Source organism: Pedobacter sp. Leaf194 (assembly GCF_001423945.1).
GTDB lineage: Bacteria > Bacteroidota > Bacteroidia > Sphingobacteriales > Sphingobacteriaceae > Pedobacter.
In genome coordinates this window covers 179617-195448 of the sequence record NZ_LMPU01000001.1, presented here as the reverse complement: position 1 = coordinate 195448, position 15832 = coordinate 179617, and the positions used below count along the sequence as shown (strand labels likewise).

Annotated in this window: 14 protein-coding genes; 9 read left to right on the top strand and 5 right to left on the bottom strand. The window is 40.5% G+C overall.

What is annotated here, in order from left to right:
- The first annotated feature begins 28 nt into the window (after window positions 1–28).
- Window positions 29–1264: a dicarboxylate/amino acid:cation symporter gene (locus ASG14_RS00925; protein ID WP_056869194.1), complete on the top strand. Its 1236-nt coding sequence runs from the start codon at window positions 29–31 to the stop codon at window positions 1262–1264.
- A gap of 89 nt (window positions 1265–1353) precedes the next feature.
- The gene (gene thiL, locus ASG14_RS00920; RefSeq protein ID WP_056869193.1) at window positions 1354–2394 is read left to right on the top strand and encodes a thiamine-phosphate kinase; all 1041 of its coding nucleotides are present in this window, start codon (window positions 1354–1356) and stop codon (window positions 2392–2394) included.
- A gap of 44 nt (window positions 2395–2438) precedes the next feature.
- Here thiL and rmuC read toward each other — a convergent pair whose 3' ends face one another.
- Window positions 2439–3809 (bottom strand): DNA recombination protein RmuC, encoded by a 1371-nt coding sequence (rmuC, locus tag ASG14_RS00915; protein WP_056869192.1) that lies wholly within the window; start codon window positions 3807–3809, stop codon window positions 2439–2441.
- A 144-nt stretch (window positions 3810–3953) separates the two neighbouring features.
- On the opposite strand from rmuC, the gene purU reads away from it, so the two are divergent.
- Window positions 3954–4793 (top strand): formyltetrahydrofolate deformylase, encoded by an 840-nt coding sequence (gene purU / locus ASG14_RS00910; protein ID WP_056869191.1) that lies wholly within the window; start codon window positions 3954–3956, stop codon window positions 4791–4793.
- A gap of 12 nt (window positions 4794–4805) precedes the next feature.
- On the opposite strand, the gene ASG14_RS00905 is transcribed toward purU, so the two are convergent.
- Complete coding sequence (locus tag ASG14_RS00905; protein ID WP_056869190.1) at window positions 4806–5939, bottom strand: FAD-binding oxidoreductase; 1134 nt, start codon at window positions 5937–5939, stop codon at window positions 4806–4808.
- A gap of 86 nt (window positions 5940–6025) precedes the next feature.
- On the opposite strand from ASG14_RS00905, the gene ASG14_RS00900 reads away from it, so the two are divergent.
- Window positions 6026–6721: a zinc metallopeptidase gene (locus ASG14_RS00900; RefSeq protein WP_056870186.1), complete on the top strand. Its 696-nt coding sequence runs from the start codon at window positions 6026–6028 to the stop codon at window positions 6719–6721.
- A gap of 1116 nt (window positions 6722–7837) precedes the next feature.
- Here the strand turns inward: ASG14_RS00900 and apaG are convergent.
- Both apaG and dusB read right to left on the bottom strand, forming a co-directional pair.
- Window positions 7838–8224, bottom strand: a complete 387-nt coding sequence (gene apaG, locus ASG14_RS00890; protein WP_056869188.1) for a Co2+/Mg2+ efflux protein ApaG — start codon at window positions 8222–8224, stop codon at window positions 7838–7840.
- A gap of 36 nt (window positions 8225–8260) precedes the next feature.
- Window positions 8261–9268: a tRNA dihydrouridine synthase DusB gene (gene dusB / locus ASG14_RS00885; RefSeq protein ID WP_056869187.1), complete on the bottom strand. Its 1008-nt coding sequence runs from the start codon at window positions 9266–9268 to the stop codon at window positions 8261–8263.
- 43 nt (window positions 9269–9311) lie between these two features.
- On the opposite strand from dusB, the gene ASG14_RS00880 reads away from it, so the two are divergent.
- The 4 genes from ASG14_RS00880 to ASG14_RS00865 all read left to right on the top strand — a co-directional run bounded on the left by ASG14_RS00880 (window position 9312) and on the right by ASG14_RS00865 (window position 14114).
- A complete protein-coding gene (locus ASG14_RS00880) occupies window positions 9312–10238 on the top strand; it encodes a CPBP family intramembrane glutamic endopeptidase (RefSeq protein WP_056869186.1) in 927 nt (308 codons plus the stop codon).
- Complete coding sequence (locus ASG14_RS00875) at window positions 10204–10425, top strand: putative signal transducing protein (protein WP_082491279.1); 222 nt, start codon at window positions 10204–10206, stop codon at window positions 10423–10425. Before ASG14_RS00880 ends, ASG14_RS00875 begins: the two co-directional genes overlap by 35 nt.
- A gap of 48 nt (window positions 10426–10473) precedes the next feature.
- Complete coding sequence (locus tag ASG14_RS00870) at window positions 10474–11283, top strand: phosphatidate cytidylyltransferase (protein ID WP_056869184.1); 810 nt, start codon at window positions 10474–10476, stop codon at window positions 11281–11283.
- A 125-nt stretch (window positions 11284–11408) separates the two neighbouring features.
- On the top strand, window positions 11409–14114 hold the full coding sequence (locus ASG14_RS00865) for a M14 metallopeptidase family protein (protein ID WP_056869183.1): 2706 nt from the start codon (window positions 11409–11411) through the stop codon (window positions 14112–14114).
- 65 nt (window positions 14115–14179) lie between these two features.
- On the opposite strand, the gene ASG14_RS00860 is transcribed toward ASG14_RS00865, so the two are convergent.
- Window positions 14180–14827, bottom strand: a complete 648-nt coding sequence (locus ASG14_RS00860) for a hypothetical protein (protein ID WP_235528475.1) — start codon at window positions 14825–14827, stop codon at window positions 14180–14182.
- A 118-nt stretch (window positions 14828–14945) separates the two neighbouring features.
- On the opposite strand from ASG14_RS00860, the gene ASG14_RS00855 reads away from it, so the two are divergent.
- Window positions 14946–15665, top strand: a complete 720-nt coding sequence (locus ASG14_RS00855) for a DsbA family oxidoreductase (protein WP_056869182.1) — start codon at window positions 14946–14948, stop codon at window positions 15663–15665.
- Window positions 15666–15832 lie beyond the last annotated feature (167 nt).

Here is a 15832-nt window from a genome sequence, read left to right as displayed (position 1 = left end):
TTCGCTGGTGATGAAAATAAAATAACTGATGAAAGCAAACAACATTTTAAAAAACTACGCTGGCTTATTGTGGCTTTTAGCAGGAATAACTGCGGGAAGCATAGTTGGTTTAATTTTTGGAAAAAGTGTTGAAAGTATTAAACCGCTTGGTGATATATTCCTAAACCTGTTGTTTACAGCGGTAATTCCACTGGTATTTTTCGCTGTTTCATCGGCCATTGCGAATATAGACAGAAGCAAAAAATTAGGAAAATTATTAACTGTAATGGTGTTGGTTTTTTTGTCGACCATCTTAATCTCAGCACTTTTAACGCTTTTTGCAACCTGGGTTTTTCCAATTCACCAGCAATTAGGCGGCAGTACAATACCTTTGGAAAATGAAAAAATGCTATCGTTTGGCGAACAAATGACGCAACTTTTAACCGTTGGCGAATTTTTCGAAATTGGAAGCAGAAAAAATATGCTGGCACTAATTATCTTTTCGGTATTGGTTGGTTTTTCTACACTATATGCCGGAAAAGATGGTGACGGTTTCAAAAATTTTCTGGTTTCGGGAAATGAGGTGATGAAGAAGCTAATCATCCTGATTATGAAGCTTGGACCAATCGGTTTAGGCGCTTATTTTGCTTATCAGGTTGGTGTCTTTGGTCCGCATTTATTTGGTACTTATGCAAAAGCACTCGGTTTATACTATGGCGTTGGGGCTTTTTATTTTATTGTTTTTTTTACGCTTTATGCTTTTGTAGCCGGGGGCTTTAAAGCCATAAAAGTATTTTGGAAGCATAATATTGTTCCCGCCTTAACTTCCATCGGCACTTGTAGCAGCATAGCAACAATACCTGCAAATTTAGAAGGAACATCAAAAATGGGTGTACCCGCTTACATTGCAAATGTTACCATTCCTTTGGGTTCAACGCTACATAAAGACGGTTCGAGCATTAGTTCAATTGTAAAAATAGCGGTTGTTTTTGCAATTTTTGGTAAGGATTTGGTACATGTCGACACCATAATTTTAGCTTTAGGTATTACCGTTTTGGTTAGTATTGTGGAGGGTGGAATACCAAACGGAGGTTATATTGGCGAACTGTTAATGATTTCTGCTTACCAGTTACCGCCAGAAGCCTTACCACCAGCAATGATTATTGGCACTTTGGTAGACCCAATGGCCACCTTGTTGAATGCGACCGGAGATAACGTTGCAGCAATGTTGATTGCAAGATTTACAGAAGGTAAAAACTGGATGGAGCAAAACGAATTTTTGTAAATTCATTTGATATATTTTTTCTAAAAATCGGGGGCTTCGCCCCTTTTATTAATAGTATTTGAAATTAAATGCCTGTAACAGGTTGACATATGTTTGAAAATAAAGAGCGCACAGATATAAACGAACTAGGGGAATTTGGCTTAATAAAACACCTAACCTCTAACTTTAAAATTAGGAACGATTATTCGGTAAAAGGCGTTGGCGACGACGCCGCAGTTTTGGATGCAAAAGGAAAACAGACTTTAGTTTCAACGGATTTACTTTTAGAAGGAATTCATTTCGATTTAGCTTATGTGCCTTTGATGCATTTGGGTTACAAAGCTGTGCAGGTTAATTTGAGCGATATTTATGCGATGAATGGTACTGCAAGTCAGATTACTGTTTCTTTGGGTTTATCCAGTAAGTTTCCACTCGAAGCGGTTGAAGAAATTTACAAAGGAATTGAACTGGCTTGTAATAAGTTCAATATTGATTTAATTGGCGGCGATACCTCATCGAGTAAACAAGGCTTGGTAATTAGCATTACGAGCATAGGTTATGCGGATGCTGATAAAGTGACTTACAGAAATGGCGCTCAGGAGCATGATTTGCTTTGTGTTTCAGGAGATTTGGGCGGCGCTTACGTCGGACTTCAAATTTTGGAGCGGGAGAAATTGATTTACCTGGAAAACCCACAAATTCAACCAGATTTAGAAGGGAAAGATTACATTATAGAACGCCAGTTAAAGCCCGAAGCAAGAATGGATATTGTTGCGCTTTTAGATGAAATGAACATTAAGCCAACGTCTATGATCGATGTTTCTGATGGTTTAGCTTCAGAAATTTTGCATTTGGCTGAACAGTCTGATAAAGGGATTACGATTTACGAAGAGAAAATTCCCTTAGATCCGATGACATATGAAACAGCCCGCGAACTCGGCATCGACCCTACAGTTTGTGCCTTAAGTGGTGGCGAAGATTATGAATTGTTGTTTACTATCAGTCAGGAAGATTATAAAAAGCTTAAACACGATGTTGACATTACAGTTATTGGACATGTTACGGACAAAAACTCAGGCTGCAAAATGGTTTCAAAATCGAATAACGTGCACGAGTTGAAAGCACAGGGATGGAACGCATTTAACAAATAATCGTAATAATCTTCATCGCTTCGTTGCATTAGCAAACGAAGCGATTACTCATCCTCCAGATATTTAATATCGATCTGCTTGGTCGTTTTTGCACCGAGCTTTTTGATTTTTTCGGATGTGTTAGTCAGGTTTCCTGAACCTGAAGAAAGTTTGTTGACTGCTTTATCATAAGCATCCTGTCCATTTTTTAAATGCTTTCCGATGTTTTCCATATCAGTAACAAATCCAACAAATTTATCATACATGCTACCGCTCAAACGGGCAATTTCCATTACATTTCTGTTTTGTCTTTCCTGTTTCCACATGCTGGCAATGGTGCGTAGAGTTGCCAGCAAAGTTGATGGACTAACGATTACCACCCGCCTATCCCAGGCAAAATTGAAAAGTTCTGCATCTTTTTGAACCGCAACACTAAATGAAGATTCAATCGGCACAAAAAGCAAGACAAAATCCGGAGAATTTATTTTATACAAATCCTGGTAGTTTTTTGATGACAACTCCTGGATGTGGTTTTTAATAGAGGCTAAATGCGCCTTTACAAAGCCCTCACGCTCTTCATCTGTTTCTGCAGATATCGAGCGCTCGTAGGCAAGCAAACTCACCTTAGCATCAACAACAAGGTGCTTATCATCGGGCAAATCTATAACCACATCGGGTTGGAACCGACCGCCTTCGGCGGATGTATGCGAGGCCTGAATGCGATATTCCTGATCTTTGACCAAACCTGATCGTTCTAAAACCTTCTCCAAAATTATTTCGCCCCAGTTTCCCTGTTTCTTACTGTCGCCTTTCAGCGCTTTAGTTAAGTTGTTAGCATCTTCCTGAATCATTTTGCTCTGAACCTGAAGTTCAGAAATTACCCCTTTTAAAATGTTCCGCTCATCTGATTCTGCCTTATAAACCTTTTCTACTTTCTCTTCAAAGGCTTTAATGTTTTCTTTCAGTGGATTTAAGATCAAATCTAAATTTGTTCTGTTTTGCTCTACAAATCGTGTCGATTTCTCCTCCAGAATTTTGTTGGCAATCAACTCAAAATCCTTATTTAATTTCTCGTGCGATTGCTCATAGCTTTGCTTCTGCTCTGCTAATTTTTCTTTCTCTGCCAGGTAAAAAGACCGCGTGCCTTCCAGCTCCCGGTTTGCGTCAGCCAGGCGATCGCGTTCTGCCTGCAATTCGTCAATTAAGCGCTGTTGCTCTTGTTTCAGAAGTGCCGTAATGTGTTCTTTCTCCGATATCAAATTTAGAACCCGTTCATCAGCTTTGGCTAAGCTTATTTTTAAAGATTCATTTTCAGCTTTTATATTTTCAAATTCTTCGATAGAGAACAACGCAACGGCAGCTTGTGGCTTTTTAAAAAAAAGCAGTACCAAAACAATTAAAATAACAACTAACAAAGCAACAGCCGCGATTTCCATAATGATAAAAATTTTAGTAAAAATCGAGATTTAAAACTGCTTTACCAAAATATTTTGCTTTTCTGGTCGGGCATTTTACGATGCTTATCATATTTTCTGATAATCTGTGATTTACTTTCATTATCATTGATTTTCTATATACAGATGAACGAATTAACGATACTCATTTCTTGTCAGGATAAAGTTGGCCTGGTTACTGATATTACACGTGTTTTGTCCGAACACCATTTAAATATTGTTGCGATGCGGGAGTTTGTTGATGAAACAAAAAAGGCATTCTTTACGCGTATTGCCTGCACGGGGATTTTAAACGAAACCGATAAACTTCAGACAAAACTTCTCGAAAATTTACCTGCCGATGCAGTGGTAAACCTCGTTACGCAAGCTGGAAAACGAATAGCTGTTCTGGTTACTAAAGAATACCATTGCCTTGCAGAAATTTTAGTAAAAAATCAGTTCGAAACCCTTGGCGCTGATGTTAGGTGTATAATCGGCAATTACGAAACACTACAAAATTTTACAGAAAAAATGGGCATACCTTATTTTTGTGTGAGCCATGCTGATAAAGATAAGCATGAATTTGAAGCAGAACTGAAAGATATTATCAATAGACATGAGGTAGACTACATTGTTCTGGCCAAATTTATGCGCATCCTTTCAGCCGATTTCGTAAAGGATTATGCCGGAAAAATAGTAAACATTCATCATTCATTTTTACCCGCATTCATTGGAGCGAACCCCTACAGGCAGGCTTTTGAACGTGGTGTAAAAATTATTGGCGCAACGGCTCATTTCGTAACGGATAACTTAGATGAAGGGCCAATTATAACTCAGCACACCACACATGTCGATCATAATTTTGGGGTTAAGGAAATGGTTAGGGCCGGAAAAGAAATAGAGAAAAAAGTATTGCTGGAGGCGCTAGCGTTAATTTTCGAAGATCGTGTTTTTGTAAGCGGCAATAAAACGGTTGTATTTAAGTAAGATGTATCTTAATCATAAACTTTTTAAAACCAATTCTGCTACGTCTTCGCCGGTTTGGCTGCCCATCGCAACACCCATACCGTTACACCTAACGGCACAGTAAACTTTCGGGCGAGCCTCTTTTACAATCGGTTCCAATTCCTTTCCAAAAGCCATAATTCCACTCCAGCGCTGGTCGATTTCGAAATCAGTTTCAGGAAGTATAACTTCGCTTAAAAGTCTTTCTAAAGCATCCTGAACGGTCGCTGTTAAACCGAAAGCTGCAGTCTCTTCTCCTTTGAAATCCAGATTTCTACCACCACCTAATAAAACTCTGTTATTAATGTTTCGGAAATAATAGTAGCCTTTGTCGTAATGGAAACTACCTTCTATTTTAAGATTTTTAATCGGTTTTGTAATTAACACTTGTCCGCGGCCAGGTTTAACATCTAAACCGGCAATTAGCTTGTTTACGAAAGCATTTGTTGTTATAATAACGCTTTTAGCGCTAAATGAGCCGTTTTTGCTTTTTATAATTAACTTCTTTCCTTCCAGAATTTCCTCAACATCGCAGTTATTAAAAACCATACAACCTAGGTGCTGTGCGTATTGTATCAGCGCAAGCATCATTTTTCCGGTATCTATTTGTGCCTCATGCCGGTTTGCTATCAAACCCGTTATCCCTTTGAAACCAGATTTTAAAATTTTGTTGTCATCAATGCAGAAACTGTATGAACCTGTAACAAACTTCAGCAGCTGGTTATAATGTTCAATTTTCGCTACACAAGTTTCGTAAAGCGGAACGTCATTGCTTTTAAATAATTCGTATCCACCCAGTTGTTGATAATCCACCGCTTTATCGCCCAGTATGGTTCTTAATTTCAGCAAACCTTTCCAACGCTTTTCAACCAAAGCCGCCAGCTTTTCCGAACCACTTGTACGCTCTTGTTCCATCAGTTCAGAAATGCTTCCAAAACAGGCAAAACCTGCATTTTTGGTGCTTGCGCCAGCCGGTAAAAAGCCTCTTTCCAATATTGCTACTTTTAAACCTGGTGCCGTTTTTTTTAGGTGAATAGCGGCACTTAAACCAACAATTCCGCTCCCGATAATGACTGTGTCGAAATTAAAAAAAGAGGTTGTTTCCCAGTAAGATAGTTGCTTGGCCATGCATTAAAAATATAACAAATATGTTGGTTTTTAATATAGGATCGCTTTTTGATATACCGTTAAACGAAAAACATACACAAAAGAAAATGGGAGTTTATTTAATTTTAATCATCCCGGTATTATTGCTGAGCATGTTTGTACAATGGCGCTTTAGGAATAAATTTTCTAAATACGCAGAAATGCAATTAAGCTCGGGCTTATCGGGTAAGGAAGTGGCAGAACGAATGCTGCATGATAACGGCATATTCGATGTGAAGGTGATGAGTACCGAAGGGCAACTTACAGATCATTACAATCCGACAGATAGAACCGTAAATTTAAGTACAGATGTATATTATAGCCGAAGTGTAGCTGCGGCAGCCGTGGCAGCACATGAGTGTGGGCACGCTGTTCAGCATGCAAAATCTTACAGCTGGCTAAATTTAAGGAGTACGATGGTTCCGGTGGTAAGCATATCTTCAAATTTGCTGCAATGGGTTTTGTTAATTGGCGTAATGTTGCTAATTGTTAACGTAACGCCTATTGTGTTAGCAATCGGTGTTGTAGGCCTGGCTCTGGTAACGGTGTTTAGCATTGTTACTTTACCGGTAGAATTCGACGCCAGCAACAGAGCATTGGCATGGTTAAAAAACAACCAGGGCGTAATGCAAACGCAGGAAGAAAATATTCAGGCTAAAGATGCATTGTGGTGGGCCGCTATGACCTATGTTGTCGCAGCCGTGGGAGCATTGGCAAACTTACTTTATTACGCATCTATGCTTTTCGGGCGTAGCCGTGACTAAGATATTTTCATCTACTTATGAAAGACAATAAGCGGTTCGGGATTAATTTCTCGGCCGCTTTTGGTTTTAAATAAGTTTTGATTTACCTTGTCGAGGCGAACCAAACTTTGTGATTTTAAGCGTGAGAAATTTAATTTTTTTGAAGCGCTAGAGCAGCAATACTGCAATCTTTTGGCCATGGTTTGCAGGATTATGAAAGTACCAGCAACCAAAAGTATTTCCATTTATGTCGGTGCTATTTAACAAAGTATTGCGTAGCCTGCCCTAATTCTTGATCCATTTTGCATTTAATTTTATGGTTTGTGTAACAAACTTTGTTTCTAAACCCGATAGAGCCAGGTAGCCCGCAGCGAGGTACGAGCAAGGCTACAGGCGATAGCGGGACTACAAGCCGCCATGATCGCAGAACCTTTCATTTCCAAAAATCTTGATCAATTATTTTAATGGCGAGAAATGATTTTTTGAAGCGCTAAGTCAGTAATTCTTCGCTTGGTTCTGTCCCGCCAATACTGCAATCTTTTGGCGATAGTTTCCCGGATTATGAAAGTACCTGCAACCAAAAGGATTTCCGTTTATGTCGGGGCTATTTAATAAAGTCTTGCTTAGCCTGCGCTATTTTTAACTCCATTTTGCGTTTAATTTTATGGTCTGGGGAACCAAACTTTGTTTATAAACCCGATAGAGCCAGGTAGCCCGCAGCGAGGTACGAGCAAGGCTACAGGCGATAGCGGGGCTACAGGCCGCCATGATCGCAGAACCTTTCATTTCCAAAAAATCTTTGTGCATTATCAATGCGAGAAATGATTTTTTGAAGCGTTAAGCCAGTAATTCTTCGCTTGGTTCTGTCCCGCCAATACTGCAATCTTTTGGCGATAGTTTGCAGTATTATGAAAGTACCAGCAACCAAAAGGATTTCCGTTTATGTCGGGGCTATTTAACAAAGTATTGCTAAGTGAACAGAAGACGTCTGTAAAAACAGAGCCTCAATTTCCAAAAACCTTATGAATTATAATTTAAAACGAGAATTAATTTTTCTTACACAAGCAAATCAACCATCAATACAGATTTGAAAGCGCAGGCATAGAATTAGTTTCGATTATGGAAGGCTGAAGAGTGTTAATTTAATTTATAGGGCGCTACGAGCTGAAATTCGGGTATATCAACCTCGAATTCGGCATCATCTACCAGGCGGGTCATCAGGTATTTACCTTGCATGCTGCCCATATCGGTTTTTAAGTTGCAACCTGAAACGTAAACATGACTTTCACCAGGCTCTATTACCGGCTGCAGGCCAACAACGCCCTCGCCTTCAACTTCCCTGCGGCTGCTGTTTGAGTCGAAAATAAACCACTGACGGCGCATTAATTGCACCGGATAATCAGATAAATTGGAAATTTCTACGCGGTAGGCGAACATAAAATGTTCGTTAGCAGGATTTGAATATTCCGGCTGATAAATAGTTTCTACTGAAACTTTAACCCCATCTGTAATTGCTGTAACCATGATGATTTAACGAATGTACAAAAAGCAATTCAAAAATCAAGCCATTTGGCTGGCCGGATCGTAGTTGGCAAACTTTTCTGCCACTTCGTCTAAAATGCTGTAAATGTTGCTGATATCACCCTCCGAAACCAGGCGCATACGGTAAGGCTTGAAGTCGGGTAAGCCCTTGAAATAATTTGCATAATGGCGGCGCATTTCAAATACACCGGTTTTTGGGCCTTTCCACTCGATTGATTTTTCGAGGTGGGTTCTGCAAACCGTAATCCGCTCGTCGATAGTTGGGCCGGCGAGGTGTTCGCCTGTTTTAAAGAAGTGCTTAATTTCCCGGAAAATCCATGGATAGCCAATTGCAGCACGGCCAATCATAATTCCATCCACCTCATATTCCATCCGCCAATCTGCTGCTTTTTCAGGACTATCCACATCACCGTTTCCAAAAATGGGAATTTTTATTCTGGGGTTGCGTTTAATTTCACGAATCAGCGACCAATCTGCCTGGCCTTTATAAAGCTGAGCCCTTGTTCTGCCGTGAATGGTTAAGGCCTGGATGCCAACATCCTGAAGTCGCTCTGCAACCTCGTAAACATTTTTTGTATTGTCGTCCCAGCCGAGACGGGTTTTAACCGTTACCGGTAAATGCGATGCCTTAACTACAGCATCTGTCATTCTAACCATCTTATCGATATCCTGAAGCAAGCTCGAGCCCGCCCCTTTACAAACTACATTTTTTACCGGGCAGCCGTAATTAATATCAACCAAATCGGGGCCTGCAGCCGATGCAATTTCTGATGCTTCACGCATGTGTTCAATATCGCCACCAAAAATCTGAATGCCGATAGGCCGTTCGTATTCAAAAATGTCGAGTTTTTGAAGGCTCTTTGCGGCATCACGAATCAATCCTTCTGATGAAATAAATTCGGTGTACATCATGTCTGCGCCATTTTGCTTACAAACAAAACGAAACGGCGGGTCGCTAACATCCTCCATCGGAGCCAGCAATAACGGGAACTCACCTAAATCTATATTTCCTATCTTAACAGACATTTTCTATCTTCATCGATTAATAAAACATACAAAGGTACAAATAATGAATGTTGTAACGCCAAATCAGGAAGAAATGAATCCTTTCCTGCAATTACTTTTACTTTTATTTTACGCAATAGTTGGCGCAATTTTATTCACAATTATCTCATGCTTAATCATTTTGGCTATTTATGGCCTTGGCATAGTTAAAGATATTAGTTTAATTACCGCAGGAGATCCAAGATTTACTGACGCACTTAAAATACTTCAGATTGGCACCTCGATAGGGATGTTTGTTGCTCCGCCGTTAGCGCTTGCCTATACAAATAGAAAGAAACCTTCAAATTTTTATGCTTTCGGGAAGCCCAAAGCCGTATTATTAATTTTGGTGCTTATTATCATGATTGCTTCGATGCCGTTTATGGAATGGGTTGCGGTTACCAATCAGAAAATGGTTTTGCCATCGGGTTTGAAGTGGCTGGAAGATTGGATGAAGGAGAGTGAGGAAGCGGCAATGAAAATGACCATCCAACTTTTAACCATGCGGAATAACTGGGATTTTATCGTAAACCTGGTTATGATAGCGGTTTTACCGGCCATTGGTGAAGAACTGATGTTTCGTGGTGGCGTACAAAGGTCGTTAAATAAGGCCTTTAATAACCCGCATGCAGCAATTTGGTTATCAGCCATAATTTTTAGCGCCATCCATATGCAGTTTTATGGTTTTGTGCCCAGGCTGCTGCTTGGCGCCGGATTTGGTTATTTATATTATTTTAGCGGAAGCATTTGGTACGCCATGTTGGGCCACTTTATAAATAATGGTTATGCAGTTTGTGTAGCTTTTTACATGCAGAAGCACAATATGCCACTTGATAAAGCAGAAGACCCGATTGGATTTCCATGGTACGGCTATTTAATTAGTGCAATATTAACCATAGCTTTGTTTAAACTTTTTAATGATACAGCACACCGTGAGCGAAAATTGGGTTAAAGTATACACAACAGGCGATGCATTTGCCGCCGAGGTTTTAAAACAAGGTTTAATTGAAGAAGATATTCCTGCCGTTGTAATAAATAAGCAGTTATCGGCTTACAATTTTGGCGAAATTAATGTTTTGGTAAATAAAGCAGATTTCGATAAGGCCATTGAATATATTGTTAAAAATGAAATCGAATAGCACGGTAAATCCCGACTGTTTTACCCTTTCAATTTTTAGATTTTAACCATGAAAACCAGAGCAATAACTGCCTTCTTTTTTACCATTGTGATGTTAGGCTCCGTGTTTTTAGGAAGCTATGTTTTCACGGCATTCTACCTTATTCTAAGCATTCTTTCGCTTTTCGAGTTTTATAAGCTGATAAAGAATTCGGGCATTCGGCCGCATAGAAATATTGGCTTGGCTGCGGGTTCGGTAATCTTTTTAATGGCTGCCGGTTTGCATTACTTAAAATATGATGTTAAGTACCTTTTGCTTTGCATCCCACTAATTTTTTCGGTATTTATTACGGAGTTATACAAGAAGAACAAAATTCCTTTTGCCAACATATCTTACACTTTTGTGGGCTTTGTTTACGTAACCTTTCCCTTCTGCTTTTTCCATGCGCTGGGGTTTCTAAGGGATTGGAATGCTTACAATTTTCATTTTCCGCTGGCATTTTTACTAATGCTTTGGGCAAACGATACCGGAGCATACCTGTTTGGTGTAAAGTATGGAAAGCGGAAATTATTTGAGCGGCATTCGCCCAAAAAGAGCTGGGAAGGTTTTTTTGGCGGTATGTTTACGAGCGCAATAGTTGCCTATGGCTTATCTTTCTTATTTAAAGAAACAACACCAACGGTATGGGTAGGCATGGCCATATTAATTGCATCTTTCGGTACCCTTGGCGATTTAGTGGAATCGATGCTAAAGCGCAGTTTAGACACAAAAGACAGCGGTGGTCTGCTTCCTGGTCATGGCGGTTTGCTCGATCGTTTCGATGGTTTGTTGCTTGCTGCTCCGGTTGTTTACGCTTATCTCTATTTAATTTTGTATTAATATTTCTTCGAAGATTGTGTTGGTTTGGCTTTAATTAAAACCTAACTGTAACAAATTTACAGCAAGCATATTAACCTCGGCTTTCTGTTATATATTTGGTATTAACCAACCAAACTTTCCCGAAAATGATAAAAATCTACTTTAAGAGGTTATGTTTTGCCTTTTTAATGTTGAGTTGTGCAACTGCTTTTGCACAGGAAGTTCCGACCCCAAAATCGCACTTCGGTTTCGACATCGGCGACGATTACCAGCTCGCAAACTACACACAAACAGAAGCTTACTTCAAAAAACTTTCAGAGACATCGAAACGGGTTAAACTTGTCGATATCGGGAAAACCGAAGAAGGCCGGAGCCAGTACATGCTTATCGTTTCTTCGCCAGAAAACCTGAAAAAACTAGAAAGGTATAAAGAGATATCGCAGCAACTGGCGCACGCCGAACTCAGTACCGAGCAGGCCAAAGCTTTGGCGCAAGAAGGTAAAGCAGTGGTTTGGATAGATGGTGGCTTGCACGCAAATGAGGTTGTTGGCGCACATCAGTTAATTCAAACTGCGTACGAGTTTGCATCTAAAACAGATCCGGAAACGTTAAAGATTTTAGATAACGTGATTATCCTGTTCACGCATGCCAATCCTGACGGGCAGGAGCTGGTAAGCAACTGGTACATGAGGGATAAAGATCCGAAGAAAGGAACTTTGTCGGGCTTACCAAGACTTTATGAAAAATACGCTGGGCATGATAATAACCGCGATTTTTTTATGCTAAACCTCAAAGAAACGCAAAATATGGGCAGGCAGCTTTTTGTAGAGTGGTTGCCCCAAATTATGTACAACCACCACCAGGCAGGCCCAGCCGGAACGGTAGTTGCAGGTCCGCCTTACCGAGACCCGTTTAACTATGTGTTTGACCCAACAATTTTAACAAGTTTAGATGCTGTTGGTGCCGCAATGCACAACAGAATGAACGTTGAAAATAAGCCTGGTTATACACAAAGAGGCGGTTCAGTTTATTCAACCTGGTATAATGGCGGGTTAAGAACGACAACATATTTCCACAATATGGTTGGTTTGTTAACTGAGATTATTGGCAGCCCCACACCTTCTGACATTCCACTTGTTCCGTCGAGGTTGTTGCCAAGCGGTGACTCGCCAAACCCAATTACACCCAGAAAGTGGTATTTTAAAAATTCGATAGACTACTCAGTTTCGTTAAATTATGCTGTTTTAGGTTATGCCCAGCGCTATCGCGATGAATTGCTGTACAACATTTACCAAATGGGCAAAAACTCTATCGACAGAGGAAAAAAAGATACCTGGTCTTTTTCGCCTAAAAAAATCGATGCAATAAATGCTGCGGCCAAAACACCAGCTTCAACGGGTGCCGGCGAATCAGGTAGGGGAAGAGGTTTAATGAGCATGAAAGCCTATGATACGGTGATGAAGGCGCCGTTAAATCGCGACGCCAGAGGTTACATTTTATCTGCAGATCAGCCCGATTTCAACTCAGCGATTAAATTTCTTAATGCTTTAATAAGAACAGGAATTTTGGTGCAAAAAGCAACCGCGGCCTTTACCGTTGCGGGCAAAAACTATCCGGCAGGAAGCTATGTGGTAAAAACCGATCAGGCTTTCAGGCCACACGTTCTGGATATGTTTGAACCACAAGACCACCCAAATGATTTTAAATATGAAGGTAGTGCGCCAATACCACCTTACGATGCGGCCGGTTGGACCCTAGCTTACATGATGGATGTGAAGTTTGATAGATTGCTTGATGATTTCTCGGGCCCTTTTGAGCGGGTTCCTTTCGGACAATTGTTAAAGCCGGAGAACAAGTTAGATGCAGGGCCGGGCTATGTGTTGGCTTCCGCACAAAACGACTCTTACACGGCAGTAAATGACTTGTTAAAGGCTAAAGTTGAGGTCTATCGCTCCGCAGAAAATGGAGACTTTTATGTTCCGGCTTCCGGCAACGCCAAAAATATTTTAGAAAAAGCAAATGTTAAGCTGAAATCTGCAAGTGCGCCAAAAAATAAAATTAAGGTTACTGCTGGAAGAATTGCCCTTTGGGATACTTATGGTGGCTCGATGGCTTCCGGCTGGGTACGCTGGATGATGGAGCAATACCACTACAATGCAACGGTAATTTATCCGCAAGATATCGACGCTGGAGATTTGAAATCAAAATACGATGTAATTGTGTTTGTGGGGGGCGCCATACCGGCATTGCCTACTGCGGGCGCTATTGCACGGGGCGGGGGTGGTTTTGGTGCGCCAAATGCGCAGGACGTACCCGACGAGTTTAAAAAACAAACCGGAAGAATAACGCCTGACAAATCAATTCCTCAGCTAAAGAAATTTCTTGAAGATGGCGGTAAGATCGTAACAATTGGTTCGAGCACCAACTTGGCTTACCATTTACAGTTACCTGTTCGCAATGCAATGGTTGAAATTGTAAATGGAACAGAAAAAAGACTTCCTGATGAAAAATATTATGTTCCGGGGAGCGTGCTCAATGTAGAAGTTGATAATAAGCAGCAAGCAAATTGGGGCATGGAGCATGAAGCCGACGTTTATTTTGACAACAGCCCGGTTTTTAAATTAACGGGAGATGCCATTGCATCAGGGAAAATAAAACCGTTAATGTGGTTTAACTCTGCAACACCATTGCGAAGCGGATGGGCCTGGGGACAAGCATATTTACAAGATGGCGTAACAGCTTTTGAAGCCAATGTAGGCAAAGGAAAACTTTACGCTTTTGGTCCGGAGATTGCGTTTAGGGCACAGACGCATGGAACGTTTAAATTGATATTTAATCAGTTGTATAAATAGATTTTCTTGTAAATAAAAACGGCCGCTTCAATTGAAGCGGCCATTTTTGTTAGACTTGTGTGGGTCTATTTTGAATAAGGAAAGTTTCTCGAAACCTTTCGCATCATGTGTTCAACCAAATCATCGGTAGATGTTGTGATGCTATCGTTCATCGTTTTAAAAAATCTCCAGAGTAAATCACCAGAAGTGCCGCTATTCAGCGTAAGTGTAAGCGTTCCGGTACCGGTTTTGCCGCCAAAACCGCCAAACAACACGGCTGATGCGATGGCTCCTGCTTCGGTTTTTGTTTGCTCCGTTTCAAAACTGCCGCCTAAAACCGCATCAACACCAAGAATTTTCGCAACTTCATCTTTCGTCATTTCATCTAATTTATCAGCAATACCAGCTTTTTTTAACAAGATATTTGTTTTATCTACATCCTGAAATTCTACCGTATAGTCGCCCGCTTTGCGGAGCAAAAATGTATACATACTCGATTGAATGGATTTAGACATCGTTTTTTCCTGATCTCTATTTGCCTCTGCATTAAAGTTTTTTGGCATTTTCTTATAAGAAATCTTGGTAGCAAAAGGAAGAATTGCTACGAGCTTGTGAGTGGCTTTTTCCGATTTAAGTTTCGGGCTTTCAAAAATCTGCTTTGAACCTTCAAGCTGGGCTTTGGCTGCAAAAGAAGTAGCAACCACTAAGAGCGATAATAGAATTTTTTTCATCATTAAATAATTTGTTTAACCAAACATAAAGAATAAAAGCAAATCCTGAGCATCAAAACTAACTTTACAGTTTTTACTTTCTGTTTACGCGGCTCAATTCCGGATTGAGTAGTTTTACACCATGAAAGTAGAAATCTGGTCGGATGTAATGTGTCCGTTTTGCTATATCGGGAAGCGTCATTTTGAAAAGGCGATGGAAGTTTTACCGTTTAAAAACGAAATCGATGTTGAATGGAAAAGCTACCAGCTAAACCCGGAGTACCACAACACAAGCAATGAAACGGTTTACGATTATCTTTCGAGAAGTAAAGGAATGCCGGTTGAACAGGCCAAACAGATGACAAAGCAGGTTTCGGACATGGCGGCTGATGCTGGTTTAACAATAAACTTCGATAAAAATATCCCCGCAAACACCTTTGATGCGCACCGGTTGATTCATTTGGCGGCGAAACACAATCTTCAGGATTTGGCCGAAGAAAAACTTTTTGAAGCACACTTTGTACGAGGCCTGAATATCGGTGAACATGCAGTATTGTTGCAACTGGCGCAAGAGATGGGATTAGACAGGGAAGAATCATCAGCGGTTTTACAGGGTGCGCAATTTGCCGAGGCTGTTCGATACGATGTTTACGAAAGCCAGAATTTGGGAATTCGCGGCGTTCCGTATTTCGTAATGGATAGAAAATACGGCGTTTCTGGCGCCCAGCCTGTTCAAGCATTTACCGATGCCCTGACCAAAAGCTTCGCCGAATGGAAATCTGCTCAGCCTAAAACAAATCTAACTTCACTAAATCAAAATGATGGTGCGACATGTGATGAAAAAGGCTGTGCGTTAGAATAATTCTCTTGGCTTACATCACTCATTTTCTAGATCTTCCTTCCGTGCACTCTAGGTTTCTTTGGCAACAATGAAACACCACGGGCAATGAAACAAAACAACTGAATAATTTCTCTGTCTTACTTCGCTCTGCTTCCGTGAATTCCGTGTTTCTGTGGCAATAATTAAAC

Bases quoted from the DNA above. Each gene is read 5' to 3' on its own strand.
- ASG14_RS00870 (WP_056869184.1), top strand. From the start codon at position 10,474: ATGAAAACCAGAGCAATAACTGCCTTCTTTTTTACCATTGTGATGTTA.
- ASG14_RS00925 (WP_056869194.1), top strand. From the start codon at position 29: ATGAAAGCAAACAACATTTTAAAAAACTACGCTGGCTTATTGTGGCTT.
- ASG14_RS00905 (WP_056869190.1), bottom strand. From the start codon at position 5,939: ATGGCCAAGCAACTATCTTACTGGGAAACAACCTCTTTTTTTAATTTC.
- rmuC (WP_056869192.1), bottom strand. From the start codon at position 3,809: ATGGAAATCGCGGCTGTTGCTTTGTTAGTTGTTATTTTAATTGTTTTG.
- dusB (WP_056869187.1), bottom strand. From the start codon at position 9,268: ATGTCTGTTAAGATAGGAAATATAGATTTAGGTGAGTTCCCGTTATTG.
- ASG14_RS00855 (WP_056869182.1), top strand. From the start codon at position 14,946: ATGAAAGTAGAAATCTGGTCGGATGTAATGTGTCCGTTTTGCTATATC.
- thiL (WP_056869193.1), top strand. From the start codon at position 1,354: ATGTTTGAAAATAAAGAGCGCACAGATATAAACGAACTAGGGGAATTT.
- apaG (WP_056869188.1), bottom strand. From the start codon at position 8,224: ATGGTTACAGCAATTACAGATGGGGTTAAAGTTTCAGTAGAAACTATT.
- ASG14_RS00880 (WP_056869186.1), top strand. From the start codon at position 9,312: ATGAATGTTGTAACGCCAAATCAGGAAGAAATGAATCCTTTCCTGCAA.
- purU (WP_056869191.1), top strand. From the start codon at position 3,954: ATGAACGAATTAACGATACTCATTTCTTGTCAGGATAAAGTTGGCCTG.
- ASG14_RS00900 (WP_056870186.1), top strand. From the start codon at position 6,026: ATGGGAGTTTATTTAATTTTAATCATCCCGGTATTATTGCTGAGCATG.
- ASG14_RS00875 (WP_082491279.1), top strand. From the start codon at position 10,204: ATGATACAGCACACCGTGAGCGAAAATTGGGTTAAAGTATACACAACA.
- ASG14_RS00860 (WP_235528475.1), bottom strand. From the start codon at position 14,827: ATGATGAAAAAAATTCTATTATCGCTCTTAGTGGTTGCTACTTCTTTT.
- ASG14_RS00865 (WP_056869183.1), top strand. From the start codon at position 11,409: ATGATAAAAATCTACTTTAAGAGGTTATGTTTTGCCTTTTTAATGTTG.